The sequence below is a fragment of the Salmonella sp. A29-2 genome (genome assembly GCF_020150755.1).
GTDB classification, from domain to species: Bacteria; Pseudomonadota; Gammaproteobacteria; order Enterobacterales; family Enterobacteriaceae; genus Salmonella; species Salmonella enterica.
The window spans coordinates 3,924,966-3,946,875 of the sequence record NZ_CP083731.1; the positions used below are offsets into that span (position 1 = coordinate 3,924,966).

Annotated in this window: 20 protein-coding genes and 5 pseudogenes; 15 read left to right on the forward strand and 10 right to left on the reverse strand. The window is 46.3% G+C overall.

From position 1 onward, the window contains the following. Positions 1 to 443: 443 nt before the first annotated feature. Together K8W53_RS19040 and K8W53_RS19045 are read left to right on the forward strand one after the other, a co-directional pair. Entirely contained in the window at positions 444 to 1,205 is a 762-nt protein-coding gene (locus tag K8W53_RS19040; RefSeq protein ID WP_000791534.1) for an outer membrane protein OmpK, read from the forward strand. A gap of 98 nt (positions 1,206 to 1,303) precedes the next feature. Continuing rightward, positions 1,304 to 2,875 carry a bifunctional metallophosphatase/5'-nucleotidase gene (locus tag K8W53_RS19045; RefSeq protein WP_000262866.1) on the forward strand — a complete coding sequence of 524 codons (1,572 nt, stop codon included), beginning with the start codon at positions 1,304 to 1,306 and terminating at the stop codon, positions 2,873 to 2,875. Between the two features lie 45 nt (positions 2,876 to 2,920). On the opposite strand, the gene K8W53_RS19050 is transcribed toward K8W53_RS19045, so the two are convergent. Then, positions 2,921 to 4,639, reverse strand: a complete 1,719-nt coding sequence (locus K8W53_RS19050) for an aryl-sulfate sulfotransferase (protein ID WP_023224141.1) — start codon at positions 4,637 to 4,639, stop codon at positions 2,921 to 2,923. A 522-nt stretch (positions 4,640 to 5,161) separates the two neighbouring features. Between K8W53_RS19050 and K8W53_RS19055 the strand changes: the two genes are divergently transcribed. Beyond that, on the forward strand, positions 5,162 to 5,599 hold the full coding sequence (locus K8W53_RS19055; RefSeq protein WP_023224140.1) for a winged helix-turn-helix domain-containing protein: 438 nt from the start codon (positions 5,162 to 5,164) through the stop codon (positions 5,597 to 5,599). Positions 5,600 to 5,606: 7 nt separating this feature from the next. Here the strand turns inward: K8W53_RS19055 and K8W53_RS19060 are convergent, their stop codons facing one another. Next, positions 5,607 to 6,611 (reverse strand): LysR family transcriptional regulator, encoded by a 1,005-nt coding sequence (locus K8W53_RS19060; protein WP_052939526.1) that lies wholly within the window; start codon positions 6,609 to 6,611, stop codon positions 5,607 to 5,609. Between the two features lie 369 nt (positions 6,612 to 6,980). Between K8W53_RS19060 and K8W53_RS19065 the strand changes: the two genes are divergently transcribed. Beyond that, positions 6,981 to 7,430 carry a winged helix-turn-helix domain-containing protein gene (locus tag K8W53_RS19065; protein WP_023224137.1) on the forward strand — a complete coding sequence of 150 codons (450 nt, stop codon included), beginning with the start codon at positions 6,981 to 6,983 and terminating at the stop codon, positions 7,428 to 7,430. A gap of 99 nt (positions 7,431 to 7,529) precedes the next feature. Here K8W53_RS19065 and K8W53_RS19070 read toward each other — a convergent pair whose 3' ends face one another. The 3 genes and pseudogenes from K8W53_RS19070 to K8W53_RS19080 form a co-directional block, all read right to left on the reverse strand. After that, positions 7,530 to 7,817, reverse strand: coding sequence for a hypothetical protein (locus tag K8W53_RS19070; RefSeq protein ID WP_000839833.1), 288 nt, complete (start codon positions 7,815 to 7,817; stop codon positions 7,530 to 7,532). A gap of 38 nt (positions 7,818 to 7,855) precedes the next feature. Beyond that, positions 7,856 to 8,383: pseudogene (locus K8W53_RS19075) on the reverse strand (DsbA family protein); the annotation flags it as partial. Positions 8,384 to 8,426: 43 nt separating this feature from the next. Then, the gene (locus K8W53_RS19080; protein ID WP_001067855.1) at positions 8,427 to 9,131 is read right to left on the reverse strand and encodes an IS6-like element IS26 family transposase; all 705 of its coding nucleotides are present in this window, start codon (positions 9,129 to 9,131) and stop codon (positions 8,427 to 8,429) included. A 60-nt stretch (positions 9,132 to 9,191) separates the two neighbouring features. Here K8W53_RS19080 and K8W53_RS19085 point away from each other — a divergent pair. The 3 genes and pseudogenes from K8W53_RS19085 to K8W53_RS19095 form a co-directional block, all read left to right on the forward strand. Further along, positions 9,192 to 10,010: pseudogene (locus K8W53_RS19085) on the forward strand (Tn3 family transposase); the annotation flags it as partial. Positions 10,011 to 10,171: 161 nt separating this feature from the next. Further along, a complete protein-coding gene (locus tag K8W53_RS19090) occupies positions 10,172 to 10,681 on the forward strand; it encodes a peptidase M14 (RefSeq protein ID WP_065311128.1) in 510 nt (169 codons plus the stop codon). Positions 10,682 to 10,786: 105 nt separating this feature from the next. Beyond that, positions 10,787 to 12,688: an AAA family ATPase gene (locus K8W53_RS19095; RefSeq protein WP_065311127.1), complete on the forward strand. Its 1,902-nt coding sequence runs from the start codon at positions 10,787 to 10,789 to the stop codon at positions 12,686 to 12,688. 386 nt (positions 12,689 to 13,074) lie between these two features. Here K8W53_RS19095 and K8W53_RS19100 read toward each other — a convergent pair whose 3' ends face one another. From K8W53_RS19100 to K8W53_RS19110, 3 genes and pseudogenes are all read right to left on the reverse strand, one after another. Beyond that, positions 13,075 to 13,254, reverse strand: a complete 180-nt coding sequence (locus K8W53_RS19100) for a hypothetical protein (RefSeq protein ID WP_000347021.1) — start codon at positions 13,252 to 13,254, stop codon at positions 13,075 to 13,077. Positions 13,255 to 13,320: 66 nt separating this feature from the next. After that, positions 13,321 to 13,416: a DinQ-like type I toxin DqlB gene (gene dqlB, locus K8W53_RS19105; RefSeq protein ID WP_000609149.1), complete on the reverse strand. Its 96-nt coding sequence runs from the start codon at positions 13,414 to 13,416 to the stop codon at positions 13,321 to 13,323. A 676-nt stretch (positions 13,417 to 14,092) separates the two neighbouring features. Further along, positions 14,093 to 14,389, reverse strand: a pseudogene (locus K8W53_RS19110) (helix-turn-helix domain-containing protein); the annotation flags it as partial. 177 nt (positions 14,390 to 14,566) lie between these two features. Between K8W53_RS19110 and K8W53_RS19115 the strand changes: the two are divergent. After that, positions 14,567 to 14,914, forward strand: a pseudogene (locus K8W53_RS19115) (MBL fold metallo-hydrolase); the annotation flags it as partial. 30 nt (positions 14,915 to 14,944) lie between these two features. Beyond that, positions 14,945 to 15,286 carry a RamA family antibiotic efflux transcriptional regulator gene (locus K8W53_RS19120; RefSeq protein ID WP_004202492.1) on the forward strand — a complete coding sequence of 114 codons (342 nt, stop codon included), beginning with the start codon at positions 14,945 to 14,947 and terminating at the stop codon, positions 15,284 to 15,286. A gap of 17 nt (positions 15,287 to 15,303) precedes the next feature. Here the strand turns inward: K8W53_RS19120 and K8W53_RS19125 are convergent, their stop codons facing one another. Together K8W53_RS19125 and K8W53_RS19130 are read right to left on the reverse strand one after the other, a co-directional pair. Continuing rightward, a complete protein-coding gene (locus tag K8W53_RS19125) occupies positions 15,304 to 15,552 on the reverse strand; it encodes a DUF1158 domain-containing protein (protein ID WP_065809026.1) in 249 nt (82 codons plus the stop codon). 264 nt (positions 15,553 to 15,816) lie between these two features. After that, positions 15,817 to 16,053, reverse strand: a pseudogene (locus K8W53_RS19130) (IS6 family transposase); the annotation flags it as partial. A 266-nt stretch (positions 16,054 to 16,319) separates the two neighbouring features. Here K8W53_RS19130 and K8W53_RS19135 point away from each other — a divergent pair. The 6 genes from K8W53_RS19135 (at position 16,320) to K8W53_RS19160 (ending at position 21,739) form a co-directional block, all read left to right on the forward strand. Next, positions 16,320 to 17,756 (forward strand): glutathione synthase, encoded by a 1,437-nt coding sequence (locus K8W53_RS19135; RefSeq protein WP_000105383.1) that lies wholly within the window; start codon positions 16,320 to 16,322, stop codon positions 17,754 to 17,756. 417 nt (positions 17,757 to 18,173) lie between these two features. Beyond that, complete coding sequence (locus K8W53_RS19140) at positions 18,174 to 19,178, forward strand: IS110-like element IS4321 family transposase (protein ID WP_021546935.1); 1,005 nt, start codon at positions 18,174 to 18,176, stop codon at positions 19,176 to 19,178. A 266-nt stretch (positions 19,179 to 19,444) separates the two neighbouring features. Then, positions 19,445 to 20,149: an IS6-like element IS26 family transposase gene (locus K8W53_RS19145; protein ID WP_001067855.1), complete on the forward strand. Its 705-nt coding sequence runs from the start codon at positions 19,445 to 19,447 to the stop codon at positions 20,147 to 20,149. Between the two features lie 5 nt (positions 20,150 to 20,154). Next, positions 20,155 to 20,295 (forward strand): hypothetical protein, encoded by a 141-nt coding sequence (locus K8W53_RS19150; RefSeq protein WP_001044210.1) that lies wholly within the window; start codon positions 20,155 to 20,157, stop codon positions 20,293 to 20,295. A 485-nt stretch (positions 20,296 to 20,780) separates the two neighbouring features. After that, the gene (locus K8W53_RS19155) at positions 20,781 to 21,518 is read left to right on the forward strand and encodes a recombinase family protein (RefSeq protein WP_001366550.1); all 738 of its coding nucleotides are present in this window, start codon (positions 20,781 to 20,783) and stop codon (positions 21,516 to 21,518) included. Continuing rightward, the gene (locus K8W53_RS19160; RefSeq protein ID WP_000743213.1) at positions 21,515 to 21,739 is read left to right on the forward strand and encodes a hypothetical protein; all 225 of its coding nucleotides are present in this window, start codon (positions 21,515 to 21,517) and stop codon (positions 21,737 to 21,739) included. The genes K8W53_RS19155 and K8W53_RS19160 overlap by 4 nt, the downstream gene beginning before the upstream one ends. The last annotated feature ends 171 nt before the right edge of the window (positions 21,740 to 21,910 follow it).

Genomic DNA, 21,910 nt, shown 5'->3' on the forward strand with positions numbered 1-21,910 from the left:
TACTCATTATAATATTAATGCCATAAATATATTTCGTGCTAAAGAAAACACGCCTAAAGCAGTCTATAAAAAAAGAAATCGCGAACGAGTGATGCAGATCTCAAATATGGCCCATATGTCAGAACCGCTATTGTGATGTCAATATATGTTGCTGTTTCAACGGTAACACCCTCATTTACTGGCAGTAAGTTGTCTTTACGAGAGATTATTCCCATTCGAAGTTTCATTAATTTCATGCTATCCGGTGTGACTTTTACAACAGAGACATAAACTATAAATCAAATAGTTATCACGTAATAAACAACATTATCTGACACGAATATTTGACGATTATATGTCGCTGATATTTTTGAGACATCTATCACCTACGTATAAAAAGACACTCCTTAGAATTCGCTTCTTTACACAACATTTCACTGTGTTTTTACCTCATGGAGTTGAGCATGAAAAATAAGAAATATATTAATAGTCTACTCGCCGCATGTGTTCTTTTCTCTTGCTTTAATGGCCAGGCAGCGGAATTGAAACGCGTATACGGTAAACTTAGCTTCGGATATGGCGACTGGAATAAAGGCTTTGTCAATGTCGATCGCGGCGAAGTGTGGAAAGCGGTAGCCGATTTCGGCGCCGTGTTTGACAGGGGCGAATTTGCATCATTTTATGAAATGAACGTGCTCAACCATCCGGTAGAAGGCCGTAACCATGTTACCCAATTTCTGGGACATTATAGGGTAGTAGAAGGCTCTAACTTTACCGCAATGATGAAACTCTATATGTCGATGGAGAATAAATTCGGTGATGAATTAAACATGATGTACGGGGTAGGTTATCTGGGTTTAACCAGCCCATCAGGCTTTATTAAGCCCTATTTCGCTGTTCATAACTTATCGAACGATTATACCTCTAAAAAGTATGGACAGGCGACAGGCTTTAACGGTTATGTTCTCGGTTGGGTCGCGGCTTATAACTTCGATATGTTTAATGAAAAGTTCGTCATTTCAAACTGGAACGAAGTTGAAATGGATCGTAATGACGCCTACGCCGAACAACAGGGTGGGACGACCGGCCTGAACGGCGCGGTAACGTTTACATGGAAATTTATGCCGCGATGGACCGCCTCCGTCTCTTACCGTTACTTCAATAATAAATTGGGGTATGACGGCTACGGCGACCGTATGAATTACCTGATCGGCTTCGAGTTTTAATAATTAATAAACTTGATGAATATTACTTAATTTCCCCGGTTTGTAGTCGTGAATGACACGACTACAGGCATTGTTTTTCTTTAATGTAGCGTAAATGGATGGTTTATATGAACAAAAAGTTTTCGATATCCCTACTGTCGCTGTGCATTGGTTTGTCTTCAGCCATTTCCTTTTCAGCCGATGCGCGTGACATCACAATTTATTATACAAACGATTTACATGCCCATGTAACCCCAGAAATTATCCCCTATGTATCCAAGACACGTCCGGTAGGGGGCTTTGCGCCCATCTCGAAAATTGTCAAAGATGCAAAAGCGAAAGAGAAAGATGTCTTTTTCTTTGATGCTGGCGACTATTTCACCGGACCTTTTATCAGTACGCTGACCAAAGGCGAGGCTATTATTGATATTTTAAATACCATGCCTTACGACGCCGTCTCTGTCGGTAACCATGAATTTGACCATGGCCATGAGAATCTGGTTAAACAGCTCAGCAAATTGCAATTCCCGGTATTGTTGGATAATGTTTTTTACAGCGGCACAGATACGCCATTAATTAAAGAACCGTATACCATCGTGGAAAAAGATGGATTCAAGATCGGCGTCATCGGTATGCACGGCGTTTCCGCATTCTATGAAGCGATTGCCGCAGGCGTGCGTGAAGGCGTTGACTGCCGCGATCCGATTCCTTATGTGAAAAAACAGCTGGAAGAGTTAAAAGGGAAAGTTGACCTGACCGTGCTGCTCGCCCACGAAGGCGTGCCGGGTATGCAGTCCAGCGCGGGCGAGGCTGATGTCGCACGCGCACTGAAAACCGACGTTGATATGGCGAAATCGCTGGAAGGCTATGGACTTAACGTCCTGATTACCGGCCATGCGCATAAAGGTACGCCAGAACCGATTAAAGTGGGCGATACTCTTGTCGTTTCCACGGATGCGTACACCATCGAATTAGGTAAACTGGTGCTTGACTGGAACCCGGAAACCAAAAAAGTGGACAGCTACAATGGTAAGTTGATCACCATGTATGCGGATACTTATAAGCCAGATCCGGTCACGCAGGCCAAAATTGACGAATGGGATAACAAGGTTAAGAAAATTACCGATGAGGTGGTCGCGCACTCTCCGGAAGTGCTGACCCGTTCTTACGGTGAATCCGCGCCAACCGGCAACTTAATCACCGATGCCCTGATGGCTACCGTTCCTGGCGCCGACGCATCCTTCTATAATGCTGGCGGCATCCGTACCGAATTGCCTAAAGGTAATATCACCTATGGTGATGTGCTGAGTATGTATCCGTTCACCAACGATGTCATGAGCATGGAAATCAGCGGTAAGGACCTGAAATCCATCATGTCACACGCTGCCGATCTGAAAAACGGTATGCTGCACGTATCGAAAACCGTCCAGTTTAAATATGACAGCACCAAACCGCTGGGCCAGCGTATTGTTGAATTTGATATCAAAGGCAAACCGGTAGAAGACAATAAACTCTATACCGTCGCGCTGGATTCCTTTATCGGTAAAGGTGGTGGCGGATTTACCTTCACTAAAGGTAAAAATATCAAATATATAGGGATACAAACCGCACCAGCGTTGGTTAACTATATGAAGCAGGTTAACAATATTCAACCTGACCACACCATGCGCGTGGATGATATTAGCAAATAAGCCATAATGTTATGCGGTCGATAACCGGCCGCATAACATACTTAGTTATGCAAACAGCGGCATTTTGTATACCCGAAATGCAGAAATATCATAACGATAATTCGTGCCATTCGTCTCTTCGTTCTTGAAATAGCCCGACGTCACCATCGCTTCGAATAAAACCTCTTTCGTCTCTTTATTGATTTCTTGTAATACCAGTCGGCCTAACGCCTGTTGCCCTTCATCCGGATCGACAAGATCGCTGGAACCTGGTTGCGCGGTAATGGTATGTTCAAACTCATCAACCGTCGTCGCGCCGAAGTGAATAACCAGGTGACCATTAGTCAATAAATGCTTAGCGCTCACAAAACTGCTATAGCCCCGGTTCCCGACTTCCGTTTTACCATATTCATACGGACGCGTTACGGTCATCGTGTTTAGGTTTATTTTAAACTGCACCACCCGGCTGAAGTTATCGAGCGGCAACAGACTTTTCGCATCTTCGCGTGAACGATAGTTACCATTATCAAAGACCATAAACTCCAGGATACCAGGCTCATCGTTTGGAATTTCAACAATGTTATGCTGCCCCCAGGTCCAGAAATTCTTATCTGCCGCATCAATCCCTCCCGGCGAGGTAAGATCGTACAGCGGGACACCATCATCATCGACAGGGGTTAATAAGTATTGCTTGAATTCGTCAGACCAATCCTCATGGTTCGCCATAATAAAGCGCAGTTCGCCGGAATCCACATTTACGCCAAAAATCGCGCTCTGATGTCGACCGGAACAGATCAGCAAATTGTTGGGTTCATTAATATAGCTTTGGTTGATATGCAGCCAGTCATCCATTGATACATCCTGACCTGGCGCGCTTCCGGAAGGACGCGGCGATCTGGAATAATCCATCACATACAGCATATCGTAATAGGCGACTTCAAGTCCGGTAGATAAGTTAATAATAGAAACGCCATCTTTCCCGGTTGAGTAACCATCTGGCCTTCCATTGCTATATTCTGAAGGCGCAATCGCCAGATTGTTCTCAATGGGAAGAATGGAGTGATGGAACTCATTGTCGAGAAGATAAACCGTATAAACCCGTCCCATAATGTCAAATTCATACATATTCAGACAATGGTTTATTCCCTGTGACGTCGCCAGGAAATGGCCGTTATCCATTCTGACAAAATTATAAGAAGGGATTTCCTGACTGACATACCACCGGACAATCCCGTTATGATCAAAAGCCAGATTATACCGATCAAAATAAGTGGAGAAATAAAGTCCTTCCTCCATCAGCGAGGCCTGCTGCGCAGGACAGGAGACGCTAATAATAGGGAAGCCGAGGCTCACGTTAGCCGAATCCGTGGGCGGTAATGCGTCTGTCATTACTGTATATTGCCCGACAATTTGCGAGGCAAGGCGTAGGGTAATCTGATTATTCACCGCGGATACCATCCCACACACAGGAATAAGGTTAGCGCCCGGATGTACATCATATTGATAACGCACTGCCTCTGTCGTCGCTTCGCTATCAACAACATTGATCTCAAGCGCGGCAGCTTCATCCATCCAAACCCCCAGATAGAGACTCAACGGGGCGGTCCCGTAGGGATTTACGGTGACAATGGCCTTGTCACTGGTATTAGATTGCGTGATCTCCGCTAATCGTTGTTCATATATGGCGTTATGGTTTAAAACCAGTGCGTTATTGGTATCGATTTTCTGGTTAATCGGCTCACGCGGTGCGGGCATGTTAACCATTGACGAACTTTTCTTATTCATACGTTTCTCCTGATTAATTGGGATATAGGCAACGAGCAGCTACAACATGCCAGCCCGTTGCTTAGCAAATAACCCTACGTCAACAAGAGAAATCGGTTTAATAATTTAAAATAAAACATCCATAAAATAACACCCAGACTAAAACTATTCTTTATCGTCCGAAGATTTTATTTCCCTGGCGCTACTATAAAAGCATAACAATTATGTAGCATTAATGCATTGTGACCAATAGCCTATACCTTTTTTATGGTTGGCATAGGCCTTGCGCCATAATTCAAATTATTTTATGCCAACAATAAATCAATCAAAGCATATCAATATACTGATAAAAATTAACACTACTATCATTTTATTTTTAGAGCGACTAAAAATAAAATTTTAGTTTTTCTAAAAAACCATCATTTTTGTGACACGATACGATTTTCTCTGGAAAAAAGACGCTATTACAATCACACCAGTTGATCCACAAATTTAATATGCATATTATTATCGCTACCCCAATTAAACCCATTAAATAACATCATGACTATTTATTTAATTAACAGCACGCACACTTACAATGATAAGACCAATGAGCTAAAAAACATAAAAACGGGAAAGATGATAAAAATTGCCGCAATGCGCATAAAGTGTCTGGAATATATGCTGAATCATGCACAACAAGAGATTATTTATAAAAAACAACTCACTAATGAACTTTGGGGGGAAAGAAGTCAATTTATCAGCGACGCCAACCTGACCCAGATTTTATATCTACTGCGGCGCGATCTTAAAGGCTTTGGCCTGAGCCAGTTTTTTTCCACGGTGCCTCGAACGGGTATTAAAGTAGATGCTAAAATTATTATCAGCAATGAAAAGAAAAACCTCCCCTCTTCTTTAAAAAAAGAAGAGTATAAATATATAGTATTATTTTTCGCTTTATTGACCACGGTCATAATGGTTATTTATTTAATACGATAATTTGATATTAAACCGACAAATCGCATAAGGATGTGCTTCCTTCAACCAAAGCGTCAGGCTGCTTTTCCTGGCTAAAAAGAAAGGTCGACTGAAATGTTGATATCAGTTTTTTGGCATTTTTATAATGGGTACTGTTTATAGCCAGATAAGCATAAACGGGTAACGTACGAAAAATCATTTCATCAGGCATGCGTAGTATTTTTATATTATAACGCCGCACATCTCTAAAATAAGTAGCAATCTTTCCTGGCAAAATCGCAACCATATCGCTTTTTTCAACAACGCCGATAACTCCAAATAGTGAATCACTATAATAACCTATTTCCCTGCGCCCCGCATAAGGCGTACTGCTCTTGAATAAATCAATGCTATCAGCGGTGAAAGAAGAGAACATATCTGAATGATAAACAGCATGTCTGGCAGCATAAAAATTATATAAAGACATTTTTTCAAGCCCAACCAATGGACTTTTTTCACCACAAACACAAACAAAATCAGATAAATTATCAATAAGATAACTTTCGATCATCTTATTCTTAATTTCCAGAATTCCCATGATGACATCCGCATAGCCATGCGTCAGCATGGAGGCTGGCGAGTATTCCCCTGTTTTTTTAATCGCATAGTGTTTAATAATATATCGATTCATCAACACAGTATCCAGCAATGCCGGAAAATAGTAATTTTCAGTGATATCACTTCCCAGAACAATGAGTTCATTACTATCCTGAGCATCTGTTTTATCGCACAGTGTGCTTTCTATAGATTCAATTGCCTGGCGAAATACCTGGTGGAGCGATTTACCTTTGCTGGACGGAACTAATCCTTTGCGGGTTCTGATAAATAACTCTTCGCCATAAAGATTTTGTAAACGAAGAAGAGCCTGAGAGATCGCCGCAGGCGTGACATCCAGTTTCCTCGCCGCTCTGGTTGCATTTCCTTCAGTAATAACCGTATCGAACACTTTGATCAGATTGTAGTCAATTTTTTTAGCATTTTTTATTGGTCGCATATAGGTTATCCTGGCTGGTATAATCTGGCACCATCATTTAAGGCGCAGATTAACCTTGCACCACACTTATTTCAATAAGTAAATCATTTCCTCTACCTGTTTGTTATTAAATTATAATTTTATTGATATCATTTCAGCCTGTGTGAAATAAAAACACATGATGCTATTTTATAAAAAACATCAAAAACATCTGGCACACTTTATAAAAAAGTAAAAAAGCATAATATTATTCAGTTTAATCACAAATGATTCTCTTATTTCTTTGCGGTTCTCTACGCTTATCCGCACTGATGTAAGGAGTACTTTACCGCCAGTGAACACACTGACAGTGTGAAACTTACCTTATGAATATCAAAACGGAGTGAATTCATGAGACAATACACTATTAATAACGAATTTATTTATAATGAGTCGTTAAGAGAAATAATATCATTACATGATAAAAAAGTGCTAAAGGTGACGCTAATGCGTGCGCGTTGTTTAAGCTATCTTTTTGAAAATGCCTACAGGAAGTTGATTACGCGGGAGATGATTTCACACGCAGTTTGGGGAGAGCGAAGTCAATTTGTTAGCGATGCTAATTTGACGCAACTTCTTTATCTGTTGCGACGAGATTTACAACAAATCGGGCTTTTCGAACTGTTCGTTACGCTCCCCAGGCAGGGGATAAAAATCGATGAAAGATTTATCATTGACGCTGCTGACATACCGCCACAAGCTATTCAACATCATACTCACCGATGTAATAAAATTATATCCATTGGTATTCCCACTCTTTTTTTATTGATCGTGCTTTTCTTTTTAGCGCCGTTTATCTGAAGATAAAGTCTGTAGACCGTGTCCCGGGAAGGTGAGAACATTTTTCATAATATCCTCACACGACACTGACGGGACACCATCTGCGGTCTGCTACGCGGTTCAGTCATAGACAATGCGTAGCACTGTTAATTGCTTATCTTCATCCAAATAATCTCGTTTTACCGTTGCATGAGGAGACGATATCGGCGTGATAATATTCTCGACAATAATATAACGTTCAACTCCCTCTTTATTATGGCATTGAATTTCTAAGGTTCCCACGTCATTCCAGCAGCCTGCCTCAACAACCGATCCCATAAAATGAATCTGAGCGGTCGGTTTCGCTGTCCCTTCATGAACGATAAAGGAAAGTAAAATCACCGGTATGACGCAACGCATAGACTTCATTTTACTTTCACTCCTGTGCGTTCTCCTCTGAGCGAATATCACCCCTTCGCTTTCTGAATCGCCATTTGCAACATATCCTGAGTCGTGCTTCCCGGGATCACGGTCACCCGTTTTACATCACCGTTTTGCGTCTGAGGCATGACGACAAAAGCAGGCGTGCCGCTAAAGTCCATATGCTGCGCCAGTGCCTGGTTAGTGAGGAGCGCATCATGTACTGCACCACTGCTTTGCGCTTCTTTTACGGCGGCCAGCTGCGTCGGCGTTAGATAATGTTGCGCCAGGGTATAGACATCGTGTTCCGTTAACGCGCCTTCCACCTTCCCTGTGGCATAAAGCGCATTATGCCAGTCGAGATATTTCGCCCCACCCTGGGTAAGCCATACCTGCTCGCCAACTCTGGCCGCCAGTCCGGATACCGGCCAGCGGGAGGAAAAAATAGGAAACTCTTTGAAAATAAACCGGGTATCCGGGTTCGTCTTAATCAGGTTTTCGACCACAGGCGCCATTTTGCTGCACCACGAACACTGGTAATCAAAGAACATCACCACCGCCGCTTTGGCACTGTTGCAAAGTTAGCGATGAGGCAGCCTTTTGTCTTATTCAAAGGCCTTACATTTCAAAAACTCTGCTTACCAGGCGCATTTCGCCCAGGGGATCACCATAATAAAATGCTGAGGCCTGGCCTTTGCGTAGTGCACGCATCACCTCAATACCTTTGATGGTGGCGTAAGCCGTCTTCATGGATTTAAATCCCAGCGTGGCGCCGATTATCCGTTTCAGTTTGCCATGATCGCATTCAATCACGTTGTTCCGGTACTTAATCTGTCGGTGTTCAACGTCAGACGGGCACCGGCCTTCGCGTTTGAGCAGAGCAAGCGCGCGACCATAGGCGGGCGCTTTATCCGTGTTGATGAATCGCGGGATCTGCCACTTCTTCACGTTGTTGAGGATTTTACCCAGAAACCGGTATGCAGCTTTGCTGTTACGACGGGAGGAGAGATAAAAATCGACAGTGCGGCCCCGGCTGTCGACGGCCCGGTACAGATACGCCCAGCGGCCATTGACCTTCACGTAGGTTTCATCCATGTGCCACGGGCAAAGATCGGAAGGGTTACGCCAGTACCAGCGCAGCCGTTTTTCCATTTCAGGCGCATAACGCTGAACCCAGCGGTAAATCGTGGAGTGATCGACATTCACTCCGCGTTCAGCCAGCATCTCCTGCAGCTCACGGTAACTGATGCCGTATTTGCAGTACCAGCGTACGGCCCACAGAATGATGTCACGCTGAAAATGCCGGCCTTTGAATGGGTTCATGTGCAGCTCCATCAGCAAAAGGGGATGATAAGTTTATCACCACCGACTATTTGCAACAGTGCCCCGTTCAGCACCCGCGTGGTGAATGTCGGCGTCCGCGATTCCACCTATGTGCTCGACGGCCTGCTGTACCACGAGTCCGACCTGCGGATCGAGGAGCACTACACCGACACGGCCGGCTTCACCGATCACGTCTTTGCCCTGATGCACCTGCTAGGCTTCCGCTTCGCGCCGCGCATCCGCGACCTCGGCGAAACCAAGCTGTACGTGCCGCAGGGCGTGCAAGCCTACCCGACGTTGCGCCCGCTGATCGGCGGCACCCTGAACATCAAGCACGTGCGTGCCCACTGGGACGACATCCTGCGCCTGGCCAGCTCGATCAAGCAGGGCACCGTCACCGCCTCGCTGATGCTGCGCAAGCTCGGCAGCTACCCGCGCCAGAACGGACTGGCCGTGGCCCTGCGCGAGCTGGGCCGGATCGAGCGCACGCTGTTCATCCTGGACTGGCTGCAAAGTGTTGAACTGCGCCGCCGCGTGCATGCCGGCCTGAACAAAGGTGAGGCGCGCAACTCGCTGGCCAGGGCGGTGTTCTTCAACCGCCTTGGGGAAATCAGGGATCGGAGCTTCGAGCAGCAGCGCTACCGGGCCAGCGGCCTCAACCTGGTGACGGCGGCTATCGTGCTGTGGAACACGGTGTACCTGGAACGCGCCACCCAGGGGTTGGTCGAGGCCGGCAAGCCGGTGGACGGCGAGCTGCTGCAATTCCTGTCGCCGCTGGGCTGGGAGCACATCAACCTAACCGGCGATTACGTCTGGCGGCAGAGCCGCAGACTGGAAGACGGGAAGTTTCGGCCCTTACGGATGCCCGGAAAACCTTAGCGTACGATTTTTTCCGAATTCTGCGGGCTCCCCCTTTGCATCATCTGCGGCATTGTAGTTGCAGTTCGAGGTTATTAATCTTGGACAGAAAATGCTGTATGTCCAGTCAGCCGGAGAATTATACTAGCGACCATGATCATCACAGGAAGAACACGTAACAGATGGCAACTGAGTGGGTAGATGTGGCTGATAATGCCGTTAAAATTGGGCTGGGTGCATTAATCACCATTGTTGGTGGCTGGATTACACTGAAATTAACACACTGCCACGAAATAAGAAAAGATGCAATAGCTCAGCGACTGCGGGATATAGATAAAAAAACTGACCGCTATATAGATTTTCTTTCTTCATCGCAAACGCTAATGCAGAAATATCTTTATGAATCATGTGATCCAAGTAGCAAGGACTACACCAATTATATGCGGTTGCATAATATTGTAAGCCTGACATCCTCCCCTGAATTGCGAATCTATGCTTTTGATACTCAGTCCAAAGTATCGCAATTTATCCTGCTCAGAAAGCCCAACGAACCAGAGGTTATTGATTCCTGTCGCAATGCCGCGAGAAACGCCGTTTCTGTGCTTCAGGGGGCAGTGAGTGCTGAATTGCTTCAGGATAAAGCAGCACTTCAGGACAAACAACATGCATGGTGGGCTTTCTGGCGAAAATAAAGCAGAACAGTGGAGGAAGAGCCATTTATCCAAGTAGCGAAAGACAGTTAAAGCCTTGGGAAAAAATGTCGATAATCCGAGCAATATTCTATCGTAGGAAGAAAAATGGAAATAGTATCATTTAAAGTTTCTCAGTATAGGTCTATTTCAGGGGAGATATCCTCTGATAACTTTAATGGATTAACCATTGTTGGGCAAAACAACAGTGGTAAAACAAACCTATTAAAAGCTATGAGGGTTTTTTTTGAAGGAAAATTTAATCCTGACTTATATGACTATGAAAAAGATAAGCCACATGGTGTTAAGCAAGGACAAACTAGTTTTGCTGTAAGATTTACTTTTTCTGAAAGTGAGCTAGATGATGTCTCTGAGGATTTGAGCCAAGACGATGATGATGACGATGATGACTCGATTATTGAACTTGGTGTTTTAGGGGAGCAAGAAGAGCCTAGTAATTCTATTTCATTTGATGATGGCAGCTCTAAACAACAAGAATCAAAACCAACTCAATCAAGAGGCAGAAAGCTAAGTTTGAGAGATAGATATTTGCAGCTGTTTAACATGATTGATGACTCCAGGTTAAAGTCACCTCAAAACGAAGTGACCGTACATCTGACAATATCTAATAAAAACAATTACTTTTACACTGTCTTTAAAGGTTACAAGAGGAAACCTGAAGTAACTTCCTCCATGTATACATCTGTTGAAAGAAGGTTCATAGAAAAAATACTTTCTAGTTTTGAGTGTGTGTATATACCATCGTCAAAAAGTATTGATGATATATATCATAATCTATTAGTTCCATATGTTAGGAGTGAAGTAGCTTCAGCCATGAAAACATCGGTTCAAGTGATTCATGATAAACTGTTGGAAGTATCTGAAAAGATAACAAATGAAATGATTCTAAGCGGTATAGATGACTGTAGCTTTATTATTAAAGCTCCGCCATCTCTTGATGAGTTATTTGGTCGCTTTGAGGTTTCAATAAAAGATACTATTGAGAATGTGATATCGAGTAAAGGTATGGGGCTACAATGCTTATCTTTATTTTCTTCATTTAAATCTATTTCAGAGAGAAAACTTACTCTAGGTAAGAAAACGATTTGGATGGTTGAGGAGCCTGAGTCTTTCTTGCATCCCTCATTAGGCCGGTCATGTAATCACATTTTCAAATCACTGATGGATGTTGCTTATGTTCTTATTACAACTCATTCCTTATCATTTGTCAGTGATGAGCCAAGTAAGATCATTGAGTTATATAAAGATGACGCCGGTGTTACAAAAGATAAAAAGCATGAAAAAAGATTTAATGCAGTTGCAAGCATAAGAGAAAATCTTGGGGTCAGATTTTCTGATTTCTTTAACATATCAAGTAGTGCAGTTTTCGTTGAAGGTATCACCGACAAACAATATATAGAATCAATATTGAAATTGACATCTGAAGATGATGAGTTTAAGAACAGATGGCCTTTTCTGAGGAGTGCTAAAGTTGATGAGTTTGGTGGAGTCAGTCAACTTGGGGGATTCTTGAAAGGGTGCTACGAGTTTATTTCTAAAGATGTCCCCGTAATATCTGTTTTTGACGGTGATGAAGCTGGGGTCAAAGAAAGAACCAGATTACAAAGCTACTTTGGTAAAAAACAAATTAGATTTGAGTCAAATAAAGACTATATTTCTGTAAGAAGTGGTTTTGCTATTGAAGGCCTCTTCCCTGACGATTTCATTTCTGACGCAATGGAAACCCATCCGTCGTGGTTTATCGGAGGAAAATCTGTTGATGCCGATGATGTAATTGAACCATTCAAAGTGCAAGATAATAAAAAAACTAACTTATTAAATTTCTTCCTGGAAAAATGTCGTGTTCAACCTATATGCGGTTGGATTTCTCGGTGGGAAAAGGTGTTTAACGTCATAGACTCAGCCTTGCGAGATAAAAGTGAATCCATCACAAACAAAAAACGAACCGAAGATACTTCCGGTAACACTTCAGATCATCAAGCTGCATAATCGATTGTGTGCACCAAGGTTGCACATACACCTGATTAATCAAGAGTGAGACCATAACAAGCCTATATCAGATAACAGCCCTCTTCATAAGAGGGCTGTCTTTTTCGCGGGCATCGTACTTGGGTTCCACTTGGAAAATGGAAAACATCCTACGCTAAGAGCGTTTTTTAAACAACCGGCTTGTTGGTTTTTACGAGATACTGTGCAGTTGAAGGAACAAGATAAAGGAATTAAAGACCCTTTAGTACCATACTTTCATGAAATTTTCCCATATTTTCTTTTAGATCGTGCAACAGCGAAAAGACGTAGGAATTGGCTTGATTAGCCGCAATACTATTTCTGGACAGAATGGCGAGGAATTAAACGAGAGACGTAAAAAAGGCCGCTTACGCGACCTCAGCCTTTTGCGGTTTTGGCTTGGTGATATACCACGATAGACAACCGACAATAAAACTCATGAACATTCCAGTAAAACGATCATCAATGCCTGGAAACAGGCAACCGACAAACATCGCAACAGGGAAAGGAAGAAGTAAACAGCGCCCCAAAATGCTCATAAAATCCATAAATCCTCCTTTGTTAAAGGGCAGGAAGCGGTGCACTTCCTGCCCTTAGTTACGTTTCCGCAGTCATCAGTCGATGAACTGACGGATCAGTTCCAGAACTGCAATCAGCGCGTTTGCAACGGCGACCACAGCCCTGAGAACGATGATTAACAGGTTAATCATCCGTTTCTCCAGGTTGATACTGGAGGAAGTCGCCGTTGCTTGCTCATACATCGCCTGTCACAACGGCTCTCTCACATTGTTGGATGTAGAGTACCTTCCTCCTGCCAGAGCACTGAACACAGCACCACCTGTTTGTTCAGCCAGGACTTTAATTCGTTCATACCCAGATAGCGCAGGGTTTAGAAGCAAGGGAGGCACACTGTACAGCGCCAACGCAAAGATTATACAGATGCACGCATAAAATTCATTTAAAGAAATGGCCATTGACAGACAATCTGAAGTCAAACTAGACAACTGGTGTCTAGTGCCATAATATTGTGGATGTTGGATGTAGAGTATCTTCCTCCAGTCAGAGCCACCAACTCAGGACTGGAAAACACGAAAAAGCCCGATTACCAGTCGGGTTTTTTTGTGCCTGTCGTTCGACTGTTCTTCCGTTTTTTCCCTTCATTTGGGGGATTTTTCTTTCATTTTTTGTTGCGACCAATACTGCTGTTCGCGTTGGCCAACTGTGTAATGGCGTTACTGACATTTAAGTCCATTGTCAGAAATAACACCGTTCAGAACATCTATATAAGGGCATGTACAGAAGTAAGCTTAACGATTAACGAACATTTAGATCAAAATCTCTTAGCTGAAATTATTGGTAAAATAAGGAAGTAAAGGCAGGTGTTCTCTAATGCTTTAGATATTTACGTGGTGTACACTCATAGTATTGTCTGAAAAGGCATACAAAGTACGATGTACTACTAAACCCACACATTTCAGACACATATTTTATCGGATGATTTTGCTTTAACAATTTAATGGCGAGCGACATCCTAGTATCAAGTAATATTTTACTGAAAGAAGTGTTTTCTAATAATAGCTTTTTCTTTATTAAGCTCTCGCTCATGTAAAGATAATCAGCTAAATCTCTCAATTTCCAGTGTTTAGAAACATCTGAAAGAAGAATGCTTCGAACTTTTCCTGCTCTGTGGATAACTTGCAGAGTTTATTAAGTATCATTGCAGCAAAGATGAAATCAATGATTTATCAAAAATGATTGAAAGGTGGTTGTAAATAATGTTACAATGTGTGAGAAGCAGTCTAAATTCTTCGTGAAATAGTGATTTTTGAAGCTAATAAAAAACACACGTGGAATTTAGGGATTTATTACAGCGGCGACAGCGGCTATGGGCCGCACTTTAAAGCGATAGGCGATGAATTTGGTCCGGTCGATCTGGCGATCATGGAGAACGGGCAGTATGACCAGGACTGGAAATATATTCACATGATGCCGGATGAAACAGCTCAGGCCGCCGACGACCTGCGCGCTCGCGCGGTGCTGCCTGGGCATGCAGGACGATTCGTTTTGGCGAAACACAGCTGGGATGAACCGTATCAACGGCTGGCGGCTGCCAGCGAAGGAAGGGCCTGGCGTCTGCTGACGCCTGTGCAGGGCGAGCCGGTGTGGGTCGCCGATAAGACGCAATCATTTAACGCCTGGTGGCGCTAAGCGCCAGTGCAGTATCAGAGGAGAGAGCATATGACGATTTCCGCTCAGGTGATTGATACTATCGTCGAGTGGATTGATGACAACCTGCATCAACCGCTGCGTATTGATGATATCGCTCGCCATGCCGGGTATTCGAAATGGCATCTGCAACGGCTGTTTTTACAGTATAAAGGGGAGAGCCTGGGGCGCTATATTCGCGAAAGGAAGCTGCTGCTGGCCGCCCGCGATCTGCGTGACACCGATCAGCGGGTCTACGATATCTGCCTGAAGTATGGCTTCGATTCGCAACAGACCTTTACCCGCGTCTTCACCCGGACCTTCAATCTGCCGCCGGGCGCCTACCGTAAAGAGAACCACAGTCGCGCCCACTGAGGCGCGCCCTTCCTGGTTTAGCGTTCGAGCGAAAACCAGCGACGCCACACCCAGCGCAGCACCAGATACTCAATGGCGCCCAGTGCTAAGAACCACAAACAAAACAACACCGTATAAAGCTGGTTGAGATCCATCATATGGAATGTCTCAACCAGCTTTTGCGCCAGCGTCAGGCCCAGCGACGGCGCGGGCAACAGCAGACAGGAGAGCAGAGCCAGGAGCAGGATCCCGGGTGTTTTTATCTTACCGTCAAACTCGGCTGGGATTTCGTACAACCAAGGATAGTGGGTACGCTTAAACCCCAACTTTTGGTTGTCTTTGTAGCCATCCTTTAACGCCAGTGTCTTTAATTTTTTGGTCGGCAGGTTTGGCTGAGTCGGGAAGTCTAGCTCGATGATCTCATCACTTGGGGTGATACCTTCTTCCTTCAGATAATCCTTAAATGCCGCCATATAGCTGGCGCGCACACCAAAAATATTCAAGGTTTCCAGCTTATCCAAGTGCAGACCTTTTGGGCGCTGATTTGGCTTTTCATCCATGTGCCACGGGCAAAGATCGGAAGGGTTACGCCAGTACCAGCGCAGCCGTTTTTCCATTTCAGGCGCATAACGCTGAACCCAGCGGTAAATCGTGGAGTGATCGACATTCACTCCGCGTTCAGCCAGCATCTCCTGCAGCTCACGGTAACTGATGCCGTATTTGCAGTACCAGCGTACGGCCCACAGAATGATGTCACGCTGAAAATGCCGGCCTTTGAATGGGTTCATGTGCAGCTCCATCAGCAAAAGGGGATGATAAGTTTATCACCACCGACTATTTGCAACAGTGCCTAAAAATCGACCATACAGAGAGGGAAACCACCGGAGTGGTGGGAAAAGCAGAAAGGCTCACGTGGCATAAGGCGTGGACAATGGTATCGACTGGTTTTTCAATTTCCTATACGTGAACTATTGAAGTAATCAATCAAATTTTATAGGCTGATAGCCAAGTAACAACCACCAATGATATGCCAGGTAAAATCAGGGGACGTAAAATGAGTACTCTTGATGTTCAGAAGCTCAAGGATGATGCCGTCGAATGGGCCTTAACTCATGGTGTTGCTTTCAAGGAATCGTCGTATTCCGCAGTGCATACCCCGTTTACCCTGACACCAACACCTATCAGCCGTAAATCCTATCAGTACTTAAAGAATGCAACAGGAATACTCAGCAAATTAATCTATTCAGTTTCTGAGGATCATGATTTTTTGTACTCTGCGATTTATCCCATCAAGGCCGGGAATGCCTTCTTTTCAGCCCTCCTGAACATGCATCAACAAATCCATTCATCATCAAGGCATGCTCCTCGATTACCATTACTCATTATGCGTAGCGACTTTATGGATGATAATCGTGATGGGTTCAGGCTTATAGAGTTCAATGGTATAGCTGCAGGAATGGGGCCGTTTGGTCAGCGGATACATGATCTGCATCACTATCTACAACGGCAATATCCCGCTGTCTTTTCTGATTTATCGAATCAGGCAACAGGGGCGCTTGTCGACAATCAAGCGATCGAAGGGTTATCAGCAGCGATTTGTCAGGCAACTTGCAGAATTAAGCAGGAGTTCGGAGACCCCGGCCCTGCCAGGTTCCTGATGATTGTGCAGGAGAATGAAAATAATGTGTTTGATCAACACTTGCTTGAGCTCGCCCTCCAGCAAAAAGGAATCGAAACGCATCGCAGGACTTTTCGTGAACTGCATAATCAATTGAGTACAGGCGCCGACAACAGGCTCATTCTCGAGGGTGTAGGCCCACTTGATACCGTCTACTTACGTGCCGGATATCAGTATTCTGATTATGAAGCATTCAATATCGATGAGCAGGAGTGTTGTCAGGCGCTGATGGCGACCCGAGTATTCATTGAGCAGCACCGGGTTGCAGTGAACGCCACAGTTGGCCAGCAACTGGCGACCAGCAAGCGAGTACAAATGCTGCTCTCGCAATTGGGTTACGACGAGTTTGTCGCATTTGGATTAACACTGCAGGAAGCTAAAATAGCAAAAACGATACTGGGTGAGATGTTACCCATCAGCCCGGATAGTATCAACCTTGCAAAAGAGTCTCCTTCGGAAACCTGGGTTCTCAAAAATCAGGGTGAAGGCGGGGGGCATTGTCTGTTTGGTGCGGATATCCTGACAAAACTGACGGAACTCACTCCACAACAATATCAGTCCTGGTCGCTGATGCGCCGTTTACACCCTCAGCCCCGAGCTATGCCCACCTTGATTGTGCGTAAAGGGGAGTTGCATAAGGTGAATGATTTGATAAGCGAACTTGGAATGTTCTCCGTGCAGACAGATAACAATCCCTCCAGTGCTGAGCACAGTTTTGCTGGATATCTAATTCGTAGCAAATCAGCTGAATCGACAGAGGGAGGGGTCCATAGTGGACAAGGTGTTTTAGACTCGCTGGTATACAGCGATTAGTCCCTTTCAAGGGGGCTGAAATCTGGTTATATGAAAGCATGCGGTAAGTGGTGTTTTAGCCCCAGTGGAGATGATGCTGTTTCTAGACTGAGTCGTAGTAAGCTAATAATAGTATTATAAATGAAGCCATGAGGGTATTTACAGGGCATATCTTATTAAGGGAACAACAGCAAAAACTGCTGCTATAAGAGGCTGCACCCAAAGTTCTTCAAGGTTCACATCATCGCTGCTGGGTCGATGCTGTTTCAGTTACGGGTCAATTTTCAATACCATTAGCTGTTCCTGTGACTACGGTCATTACGCGCTGTCGACATCAATTTGTACAGCAAACAGTCTTAGCGTGGGATATTTAATGAGATGGTCACTCCCTCCTTCCCGGTACTATGCTGAGGACAGGCTTTCATTCGGAGAACTATCATGGAAAACATTGCGCTCATTGGTATCGATCTGGGTAAAAACTCTTTCCATATTCATTGCCAGGATCGTCGCGGGAAGGCTGTTTACCGTAAAAAATTTACCCGGCCAAAGTTGATCGAATTTTTGGCGACATGCCCCGCTACAACCATCGCAATGGAAGCCTGTGGCGGTTCTCACTTTATGGCACGCAAGTTGGAAGAGTTGGGGCATTCCCCAAAGCTGATATCACCACAATTTGTCCGCCCGTTCGTTAAAAGCAATAAAAACGACTTTGTCGACGCCGAAGCTATTTGTGAAGCTGCATCGCGTCCGTCTATGCGTTTTGTGCAGCCCAGAACGGAATCTCAGCAGGCAATGCGGGCTCTGCATCGTGTCCGTGAATCCCTGGTTCAGGATAAGGTAAAAACAACCAATCAAATGCATGCTTTTCTGCTGGAATTTGGCATTAGCGTTCCCCGAGGAGCTGCCGTTATTAGCCGACTGAGTACCATTCTTGAGGACAGTAGTTTGCCTCTTTACCTCAGCCAGTTATTGCTGAAATTACAACAGCATTATCACTATCTTGTTGAGCAGATTAAAGATTTGGAATCCCAGTTGAAACGAAAGTTGGACGAAGATGAGGTTGGACAGCGCTTGCTGAGCATTCCCTGCGTCGGAACACTGACAGCGAGTACTATTTCAACTGAGATTGGCGACGGGAAGCAGTACGCCAGCAGCCGTGACTTTGCGGCGGCAACAGGGCTTGTACCTCGGCAGTACAGCACGGGAGGTAGGACGACATTGCTGGGAATTAGTAAGCGAGGTAATAAAAAGATCCGAACTTTGTTGGTTCAATGTGCCAGGGTATTCATACAAAAACTGGAACACCAGTCTGGCAAATTGGCCGATTGGGTCAGGGATTTACTGTGCCGGAAAAGCAACTTTGTCGTCACTTGTGCTCTGGCAAACAAGCTGGCCAGAATAGCCTGGGCCCTAACGGCACGACAGCAAACTTATGTAGCATAACGGCAGAAATACACCGGTTTAAAGAATTACTGATCTGGTTTTGCGAATACTGATATTGATGATACTAACGGCCCACCGGCCTGTTGAGGAACCTGTAAAACGGAAAGGCTCATTGAAGCCGTATATTTTCTGGAGGTTCATCAGGCGCGGAACTCATCAAGGCGCGGGAATAAAATCCCATTCAGACGCCGGATAGATTCAAGGGCACTGTTGCAAATAGTCGGTGGTGATAAACTTATCATCCCCTTTTGCTGATGGAGCTGCACATGAACCCATTCAAAGGCCGGCATTTTCAGCGTGACATCATTCTGTGGGCCGTACGCTGGTACTGCAAATACGGCATCAGTTACCGTGAGCTGCAGGAGATGCTGGCTGAACGCGGAGTGAATGTCGATCACTCCACGATTTACCGCTGGGTTCAGCGTTATGCGCCTGAAATGGAAAAACGGCTGCGCTGGTACTGGCGTAACCCTTCCGATCTTTGCCCGTGGCACATGGATGAAACCTACGTGAAGGTCAATGGCCGCTGGGCGTATCTGTACCGGGCCGTCGACAGCCGGGGCCGCACTGTCGATTTTTATCTCTCCTCCCGTCGTAACAGCAAAGCTGCATACCGGTTTCTGGGTAAAATCCTCAACAACGTGAAGAAGTGGCAGATCCCGCGATTCATCAACACGGATAAAGCGCCCGCCTATGGTCGCGCGCTTGCTCTGCTCAAACGCGAAGGCCGGTGCCCGTCTGACGTTGAACACCGACAGATTAAGTACCGGAACAACGTGATTGAATGCGATCATGGCAAACTGAAACGGATAATCGGCGCCACGCTGGGATTTAAATCCATGAAGACGGCTTACGCCACCATCAAAGGTATTGAGGTGATGCGTGCACTACGCAAAGGCCAGGCCTCAGCATTTTATTATGGTGATCCCCTGGGCGAAATGCGCCTGGTAAGCAGAGTTTTTGAAATGTAAGGCCTTTGAATAAGACAAAAGGCTGCCTCATCGCTAACTTTGCAACAGTGCCGCGCGACGAGCAGCAGCACCAGGAGCAGAAGCACGTCGAGAAAAAGCAACAGCAGATCGAGCAGCGCCCACGGCGGGCCGCTCGCATCGGATAAGTCGAAAAATCCGGCTAAAGTGGCCGAGCTGCACATCAGGCCGCGCGGTTTTCCTCCCTGATCGCCGGCGCGGTTTCTTCCTCCCTGAACCGCATGCAGACTTGCCGCCTCGGACACCCCGAGGCGGTTTTTTTTCGCCTCGCTCGAGCATCGCCGCATCCGACGATGCCGAGACGACCAGGCCGCGCACGTCGAGCTGCAGCATCGCCATTGCCGACGATGGCACCAGGTCGCCGGCGGTGGCCACCGACCTCGAGCTCGCATCGCCACATCCGACGATGCGCGCCGGCGTCGACCATCGCCAGGTCTGACGATGGCGGCCGCCCTGCCCTGGATCTCGCATCGCCATTTCTGGCGATGAGATCCACGGAGCGGCCATTTAGACCCGCCAATAACGACCCGGCCAAGATAAATCGCATGACGGCCTTTTTGGCCGGGGGTAGCATGACCGGACACTTTGCGTATGCCCAAAGGAGCCCGCAAGTATGCGCAGGACGAAGCCAGTAGCCGCGCCGATGGTGGCGCGGGTCTATCTGCGCGTCAGCACCGACGCGCAGGACTTGGAACGCCAAGAGGCGATCACTACGGCCGCGAAGGCCGCCGGCTACTACGTCGCCGGCATCTACCGTGAGAAGGCATCCGGCGCACGCGCCGACCGGCCTGAGCTGCTGCGCATGATCGGCGACCTACAGCCCGGCGAGGTGGTCATTGCCGAGAAGATCGACCGCATCAGCCGCCTACCTTTGCCCGAGGCCGAGCGCCTGGTGGCCTCGATACAGGCCAAAGGCGCACGCCTGGCCGTCCCTGGAGTGGTCGATCTATCCGACCTGGCGGCCGAGGCCCAGGGCGTCGCCAAGATCGTGCTGGAAGCCGTGCAGATCATGCTTTTTCGCCTGGCCTTGCAGATGGCCCGCGACGACTACGAGGACAGGCGCGAACGCCAGCGCCAAGGCATTGAGTTGGCCCGCCAGGCCGGGCGGTACAAGGGCCGCCGTGCTGATCCGAAGCGCCGCGCCCAAGTTGTCGCGCTGCGCAAGTCCGGCTACAGCATCAACAAGACCGCCGAGCTGGCCGGGTACAGTGCGGCCCAGGTGAAACGGATATGGGCCGAGGTCAGCCAGGCCGAAGCGAAGCAGCACGGCGCGTTCGTGGAGGACGCATTGACGGAAGCCGATGCCCTGGCCGCTGTCGGCCAGGATGAGCGCCAGGAGGAAAGGGCATGAAGAAGCCGAACCAAGACGACGAGCCGTTTTTCATCACCGAGGAGATTGCGGCCGAAATGATCGCCGGCGGCTATGAGTTCGAGCTGCCGCCCATTCCTTGCACCATCCGCCTACGCGACGTGCTGGAGCGCATGACCGATGCTGAGCTAGCATTGCAGCCGGGCGAGATCGCCGACCAGGAGCGTGAACGCTGCCGGCGCAAGCCGTGTTCAACCTCATGATCTGGTCATGGTATTTTTCATGGCACTGAGCCTGATAGTTCTTGCAAATTGTTGTCACTAAAGGGTTTTGTGTGCTTGTTTACAATCGAGTGGGAGTGACGGGCACTGGCTGGCAATGTCTAGCAACGGCAGGCATTTCGGCTGAGGGTAAAAGAACTTTCCGCTAAGCGA

What these genes read in the sequence shown, in the direction of transcription:
- K8W53_RS19040 (WP_000791534.1), top strand. Translation starts at nt 444, where the DNA reads ATGAAAAATAAGAAATATATTAATAGTCTACTCGCCGCATGTGTTCTT.
- K8W53_RS19045 (WP_000262866.1), top strand. Translation starts at nt 1,304, where the DNA reads ATGGTTTATATGAACAAAAAGTTTTCGATATCCCTACTGTCGCTGTGC.
- K8W53_RS19050 (WP_023224141.1), bottom strand. Translation starts at nt 4,639, where the DNA reads ATGAATAAGAAAAGTTCGTCAATGGTTAACATGCCCGCACCGCGTGAG.
- K8W53_RS19055 (WP_023224140.1), top strand. Translation starts at nt 5,162, where the DNA reads ATGACTATTTATTTAATTAACAGCACGCACACTTACAATGATAAGACC.
- K8W53_RS19060 (WP_052939526.1), bottom strand. Translation starts at nt 6,611, where the DNA reads ATGCGACCAATAAAAAATGCTAAAAAAATTGACTACAATCTGATCAAA.
- K8W53_RS19065 (WP_023224137.1), top strand. Translation starts at nt 6,981, where the DNA reads ATGAGACAATACACTATTAATAACGAATTTATTTATAATGAGTCGTTA.
- K8W53_RS19070 (WP_000839833.1), bottom strand. Translation starts at nt 7,817, where the DNA reads ATGAAGTCTATGCGTTGCGTCATACCGGTGATTTTACTTTCCTTTATC.
- K8W53_RS19080 (WP_001067855.1), bottom strand. Translation starts at nt 9,131, where the DNA reads ATGAACCCATTCAAAGGCCGGCATTTTCAGCGTGACATCATTCTGTGG.
- K8W53_RS19090 (WP_065311128.1), top strand. Translation starts at nt 10,172, where the DNA reads ATGGCAACTGAGTGGGTAGATGTGGCTGATAATGCCGTTAAAATTGGG.
- K8W53_RS19095 (WP_065311127.1), top strand. Translation starts at nt 10,787, where the DNA reads ATGGAAATAGTATCATTTAAAGTTTCTCAGTATAGGTCTATTTCAGGG.
- K8W53_RS19100 (WP_000347021.1), bottom strand. Translation starts at nt 13,254, where the DNA reads ATGGATTTTATGAGCATTTTGGGGCGCTGTTTACTTCTTCCTTTCCCT.
- dqlB (WP_000609149.1), bottom strand. Translation starts at nt 13,416, where the DNA reads ATGATTAACCTGTTAATCATCGTTCTCAGGGCTGTGGTCGCCGTTGCA.
- K8W53_RS19120 (WP_004202492.1), top strand. Translation starts at nt 14,945, where the DNA reads ATGACGATTTCCGCTCAGGTGATTGATACTATCGTCGAGTGGATTGAT.
- K8W53_RS19135 (WP_000105383.1), top strand. Translation starts at nt 16,320, where the DNA reads ATGAGTACTCTTGATGTTCAGAAGCTCAAGGATGATGCCGTCGAATGG.
- K8W53_RS19140 (WP_021546935.1), top strand. Translation starts at nt 18,174, where the DNA reads ATGGAAAACATTGCGCTCATTGGTATCGATCTGGGTAAAAACTCTTTC.
- K8W53_RS19145 (WP_001067855.1), top strand. Translation starts at nt 19,445, where the DNA reads ATGAACCCATTCAAAGGCCGGCATTTTCAGCGTGACATCATTCTGTGG.
- K8W53_RS19155 (WP_001366550.1), top strand. Translation starts at nt 20,781, where the DNA reads ATGCGCAGGACGAAGCCAGTAGCCGCGCCGATGGTGGCGCGGGTCTAT.
- K8W53_RS19160 (WP_000743213.1), top strand. Translation starts at nt 21,515, where the DNA reads ATGAAGAAGCCGAACCAAGACGACGAGCCGTTTTTCATCACCGAGGAG.